This is a genomic window from Caldimonas taiwanensis NBRC 104434 (assembly GCF_001592165.1).
GTDB lineage: Bacteria > Pseudomonadota > Gammaproteobacteria > Burkholderiales > Burkholderiaceae_C > Caldimonas > Caldimonas manganoxidans.
Genome location: NZ_BCWK01000025.1, coordinates 23,246 through 29,245, shown reverse-complemented (window position 1 = coordinate 29,245; position 6,000 = coordinate 23,246). Strand labels below are relative to the sequence as shown.

At 65.2% G+C, this 6,000-nt stretch carries 4 protein-coding genes; all 4 read right to left on the bottom strand.

Features of this window, described 5'->3' with window-relative positions:
* Nucleotides 1-279 (bottom strand): PKD domain-containing protein (locus tag CTA01S_RS14810; RefSeq protein ID WP_157451394.1); only part of this gene is annotated, 279 nt, incomplete at its 3' end.
* Between the two features lie 1,009 nt (nt 280-1,288).
* On the bottom strand, nt 1,289-2,503 hold the full coding sequence (locus CTA01S_RS14805) for a hypothetical protein (RefSeq protein ID WP_157451392.1): 1,215 nt from the start codon (nt 2,501-2,503) through the stop codon (nt 1,289-1,291).
* An 86-nt stretch (nt 2,504-2,589) separates the two neighbouring features.
* Entirely contained in the window at nt 2,590-3,852 is a 1,263-nt protein-coding gene (locus CTA01S_RS14800) for a porin family protein (protein WP_157451391.1), read from the bottom strand.
* Between the two features lie 60 nt (nt 3,853-3,912).
* Nucleotides 3,913-5,310 carry an undecaprenyl-phosphate glucose phosphotransferase gene (locus tag CTA01S_RS14795; RefSeq protein WP_232301086.1) on the bottom strand — a complete coding sequence of 466 codons (1,398 nt, stop codon included), beginning with the start codon at nt 5,308-5,310 and terminating at the stop codon, nt 3,913-3,915.
* Nucleotides 5,311-6,000: the final 690 nt, after the last annotated feature.

The window sequence follows — 6,000 nt, the reverse complement described above, 5'->3', positions numbered from 1 at the left end:
CTGGTTGCCGCTATAGACCGAGTCCGCATTGTGAACGGTTACCGTCATCGACGCGGTGGTCGAAGCCCCCGTGCTATCGATGGCTCGCACGCGGACGGTATAGGTGCCTGGCACATCGAAGACATGTGCGGCCAACGGGCCGCCGGTCTGCGTGTTCTTGGGCAAACCGGAGATCGCCCAACGCTCGCCGCGCTCGTCACCGAAATCAAAGCTGTAGGTGACTTGACGGTAGGGGTCGACACCGGACAGCGACGAGGTCGTGGCTGTGGCATCGAACATCACAGCCAGGGGGGCTGCACCCGAGGTCCGGGTGGCCGAAAGTCGGGCCACTACCGAGGTGGAGGTCTGCCCATTGTCGGGCGCCGGAGCCGGCGCCGGCGCCGCAGCAGGAGCCGGAGCAGGAGCCGGAGCAGGAGCAGGAGCAGGAGCAGGAGCAGGAGCAGGAGCAGGAGCAGGAGCTGCCCCGGCTGCAACCTCGCATTGTTTGGCAACCCCGAAGATCGGGTCCCCAAACACGGCGTTTGAACAGTTCACGCCGTTCGTGAAGGTGCCATATGCGTAACTCCCTGAGGCACCATAACGAACCTGGGCCGTACCGGAGAACGAGCAATACTGGTTCTCGATGGCACACACGGTCCAACTGCCGGGTGCGGGTGCGGGTGCGGGTGCCGGTGCCGGTGCCGGGCTGGGGGCAGGTTTGGTGCCCTGTACCCAGCGGCTACCGTTCCACCACCAGCTGCGTCCCTGTGCGTCGATGTGCACGTCTTGCCCATCGACGGGCGCCGATTGAAGGATGACGTCGTCGGAGCCGCTGTTGCCGGATCCGCCACCACCACCGCAGGCCGATAGCACGGCGCAGGCTGCCATGGTATGGGCCAGGACGGCCCACCGCGAGTGATAGCTTGATTGTTTCATTGCACTACTTCAGTGAATCGAGAACATCCCCCCAGGTCGCGCGTATCGGCGAAACCACTGGGTCCTGAGGCAGTGCTGGAAGCACGGCGAACGTCGACGTCGTTGCGACGTGAAGAGCTGGTTCGGCGGTCAGCACTGCGACCCGGTGTTGTCAGACGGTGTCTGAGCGCTTTCCACCAGAGGCAAGAATTGCTGTCGCGGATCCTAGCGAGGCGCCCCCTTGCGGACCGTAAGAGACCTGTAACGGCGTAACAAGCCGTGAGCTCGAACAGGCAATGTCAAGTGTGAAATACCCCTCATTCGAGGGGTCGCTTCCACTGGGGTGGAGGCTCTCTTGCGGTGGGGTGAGGGAATCGCGGGCGTTTACGAATGGTTACATTTTTGCTGCAGCCTCCGTGTCCCTAGGTTGGCGGGAAGGGGCTTGGCTAGGCTCCGGAAGCGCCCACCAGTGCTCGGCGTCGGTGGCCGGGTCATGGTGGAAGGGATTGCGCTCATCCGAGCGCGACAGGCGGTAACGCCAGGTCAGCAGATGCCTGGCCCAGCGGAAATAGGCCGCCACGACATGGGTTTCTCGGCGCCAGTAGGCATCGCGAACGTAGGCCCAGTACAGGCCGATAAATTCATCCTGGAGGTACTGCCTACATTGCGCCAGGCTCATCGGGCGGTAGGACCGGTAGTAGCCCGATACGAAATCCCAAGCGAGGGTTTGCAGTGCCCGGGCCAGCGCGGAGTCGGTTCCCTCGGGCGCCCAGGCCCCGACCGGCGAACGCTCATAGATGGCGGCGTAGCTCACCAGGGCCAGGTAATAGCTGCCCAGAGGGGTCAGGTGGACATCGTCCTTGATCAGGCGGTCCACCACATCGCGTGACGTAGGCCCGCTCAGGCCTGGCATGCCTGGAGGCTGAAGAGCGCGTGCCACGAGTTCGGCCAGCGCACGACCGGCCGGTAGGGAAACGATGCGATCGCGGCGACCCTCGGCCTGCAGGGACACGTTGATGCGGGTGGCGATGCACTGCCACACCGGGGAAGCTGCGCGCTCGTAGGCGATCCATCGCTCAGGCCGGTCTTTGTCATCCAGGCTGATCCAGGACTCATAGAAGTAGGTCTGACCGCGCGGATTGCCCTCGATGAAGCGCTCATGGTAGTGGCGAAGATGGCGGACGGTGTCATTCCAAATCAGCGTGCCCAGCAGGCCGTGCTGTTCCGTGATCAGCAAGACATCGTACGGGCGATCGGGGTGCACGGACGGACGTCGCAGCTCGGCCACTACATCCAGACCTTCACCATGGCGGTTGTAGCCTTCGCGATAGCCAGCCCAGACCGAGGGGGCGTCGGTCTCACCCCGCGTGCGTCGACGGATCGAGGATCCGACGATGTACTGGCGTTCCCACAGCGCGGGCGTCTTCAGACTGTCTGCAATGGCGGCGAGTTGGTCCGGCAGTGGGCGGTCTGTCAGGCTGTGTCCTGAAATGAATATCCGGGCTGATGAGCGGGGGGCCCTAGGCCAGCTTTCGTCGAATGAATTCTTGGCCGCGGGGGGCAGTGGATCGATGGGCCGGGTGTCGGCTTGAGTTGCAGATGCAGCCATGCATGCCATTAGTTGTGCCAAGATCCAGGCACGCACGAGCCGGACATCCCCGCGGCCCTTAGGGTCCACGGTCTGGCCAACGGTACTCACCTCAGGGCCAGCCGGGCCAGGCAAGTCGTCACCGTTGCGCGGTACGGGGACGACAGGGTCGTGTTGCTGGTACGCCGCTCTTGCTGCCATTGGCAGCCGATGTCAAATGAACGGTTGACCGCATAGTGGATGCCCAGATGAACTGCGCGCGTGGTATCTCGGCCCGAATCACCTGAGGTGTTCGAAAGCTTACCCGTACTGTGGCGGTACCCAGTCTGGACCTCGATTTTGGCGGTCGCGGAGTAGCGCAAGCCAAGTTGCGCCGTGTTGGTCACGCGGCTGCTATCTAGGGTGTACGTGGGAGCTTCACCGGTGAAATTGGCAAATCTCGTCTCGGCGCCCGTGTCGCGGTCGAGCTGGGCACGCATGCGGATCTTGCCGGTAAGCGCGTAGTCCCATCCGAAGGAGCCGGTGATGCCGGAGAAGTCGGCGAGTTCCGGTGCCGAATGGTCCTCCCGGCTGTGGCTGATGCGGCCGTTGAACGTGCTGCGCTCTGAGGGCGTCCACTCCGCGGTGAGGTCCACGTCACGGCGCGTGCTGTCGTCGGCCCGGAAGACGCCGGGCGAGACCTCGGTGAATCGCGGTCGTCGGCCGTCCGTGTGGCGCACACCGAGGCCCAGCCGCAAGGCCCGCTCCAAACCGTGCTCGATCCCCAGCGCCACCACATCCTGACGGTATTCGCGATCCTGGAACGCCTGGGCCGAGTAATCCACCTGGCGGTGCTCCAGTCCTGCACGCAAGGCGGTACGAGCGGTGATGCCGTAGCGGGCCGTGAATTCGGTCAACTGGGCGCTTTCGAGGTTGCGGGTGGTGATGCGCGGGGCACCAGCGGTTCCGTAGTCCGCAAGGCTGCGGTTGTATGCATAACGCAGGGTGCCGGACAGCCGCCCCACCGTGGACCAGTCGATGCCGGCGTGGGCCGAGCTGGCGACGTGATCGAGTTGGTCGAAGTCGCGGAACCGATGGGCTGCGACGCTAGTGCTGGCGTGCAGACGTTGGCGGCCCACGGGCTGGTTCCATCCTGCCGTCAGACCCGTGACGGATCGGAGATCGCTGTCGCTCGGGGTGCCCCTGGGGCTGCGGAAGAGGTTGGTGTCATGCGTGAAGGCCTGACTCACGCCCAGGGTGAAGGGGCGTGCGTCGGTCGTTGCGGGGGCCTCGGTGGGCTGACCCTGGGCCATCGGACTGACCATCCACAGGATCGATGCGAAAGGCAGGGTGCGGAGGGCCGCCGTTCTTGCGACAGGATGTTGGCTCACAGGGGCTCCTTCAAGCAGTGTGACGGATTATGGGGGGGCGTTGCGAAACCCGCATCAACATCAATACGCATGCCGATCGAACAGCATCAGGCGGATCGTACGCGCAATGATCTGTAGGTCCAAGCCCAAAGACCAGTTGCGCAGGTACTCCAGGTCGTATTCGACGCGCGCTTGCATTTTTTCGATGACCTCGGTTTCGCCGCGGTACCCGTTGACTTGTGCCCAGCCGGTGATGCCCGGCCGGACCTTGTGGCGGACCATGTAAGCCTTGATCAGGCGGCGGTATTCCTCGTTGTGCGCCACGGCGTGCGGGCGCGGGCCCACGATGCTCATGCGGCCTTGCAGCACGTTGATGAATTGCGGCAGTTCATCGAGCGAGGTCCTGCGCAGGAAGGCGCCGAAGGGGGTGATGCGTGGATCGTTCTTGGTGGCTTGCTTGACCACGGGCCCGTCGTCCAGTGTTCGCATGGTTCGGAACTTGTAGACAATGATTTCGCGGCCGTCCAGGCCGTTGCGGCGTTGTTTGAAGATCACCGGGCCGGGAGAGCTCAGCTTCACACCGATGGCAATGGCCAGCATCAGCGGGGAGATCAACACCAGAATGAGGCTTGCCATCACGATGTCGCTCAGTCGTTTGACGAGTTCATTGGTGCCGGTGAAAGGCGTCTCGCAGATGCCGACCACCGGCACCCCACCCATGTCCTGCAGCCGGCCTTGGATGATGCTGATGCCGAAGACGTCAGGAACGTAGTACAGGCTGGCCGTGGTGCCCTGGAGCTGCTCGAGCAGCCGCACGATGCGTGGCTGGGATCCCAAGGGCAGCGTGATGTAGACATCGCGTACGCCATGGGCCGACACGAAGGCGCCGACGTCGCGCAGCATGCCCAAGCGGTGCGGTGCGGCACCTTCATGCAGCCGTTCGTCGGTGCGGTCGTCGAAGTAGCCGAGGAAGTCGATGCCCCGGTCGCGTCTTTCGGCCAGCGCTCGCGAGACTTTTTCCCCCAGCGGGCCGGCGCCGACCACGACGGCGCTGCGCCGAGAGCTCGGGAGGTTGGCATGGTAGTTGACGATGCGCGCCCCGATCCACACCGCCAGCCATTGGAGCACCGGGGTGGCCACGGCCCAAAGCAGCAAGGCGCGTGTGTCGAACAAGCCGAAGCTGCTGGTGGCGTAGCCGAGCAGACCGAAGATGGCCATCAGGGTGAACCAGCTCAGTGCAATGTCGGTGGCGGCGGCCAGCGGGGTGTCGCGAAAGCGGTCACGTCCGGGGAAGGCCAGCGCGAACACCAGCAAACTCAGAACGAGCTCGGGGTGGCCCACTGGCCGATCGAACCAGGCATAGGCCAGCAAAAGCGAGACCACCATCAGGCCGGGCTCCAGCAGCGCGGCCACCATGGACGTGACGGACTGCGGGGCACCGAAGAAGGTCCGTTTGGGGCTGTTGCGGTCGTCGAACATGCGGAGCTTCAGGGCATGGAGCGGCAGCGCAGGGACCCGGGCTCGGTGTCCGACGCGATGACGCCCAACGGCTCGGCGGCGCGCAGACACCCGGGGGTACCAGCCTCGTGGCATTGTGGGCTGGAAGTCATCGGCGGCGACCCACGCGAGTTGGGGGGGCAGCCGGGGCCAGGCCCGCGAATGAGGGGAGCCTGGGCTGCGACGACGGGGCCCAAAGCGCAGCGGCCGCCCTGGCCTGGGGCGGCTACCGACGGGGGCCGGTGTGTGGGGGTGGGTTTCAGCCGCGTGTGCGCCGACGGGCCATGAAGCCGATGGCGGCGATGCCGGCGGCGATGAGCGCATACCACTGCGGGCCTGATTGTGGCAAGCGCGATGGCTCTGCAGCAAGCTGCGCAGGCCCGCTCAGGGCGGGCACGTTCAAAGGGGGCCGCGTGGACAGCCCTTGGACGCCCGGCCATGGGCCGACCGCTGCGTTCGGAGACCGCAGTTCGGGAGTGGCAGCCATCGAGGTGGGCAATAGGGCGTCTCGGGCCGGGGCCCGAGCCATCGCAGCGGCGGCCTGGTACGAGGCAGTGGTCAGCGGGGACGCTTCGGAGGGGGGGCTGCCCGCCGGGCGGCTGTCGATGTCGCGGTCGACGGCAGCCGCCACGATGGGCGTTGCAAGCGCGACCAGGACCAGCAGCGTTCTCA

Coding starts and splice junctions, on each gene's coding strand:
- CTA01S_RS14805 (WP_157451392.1), bottom strand. CDS start 2,503: ATGGCTGCATCTGCAACTCAAGCCGACACCCGGCCCATCGATCCACTG.
- CTA01S_RS14795 (WP_232301086.1), bottom strand. CDS start 5,310: ATGTTCGACGACCGCAACAGCCCCAAACGGACCTTCTTCGGTGCCCCG.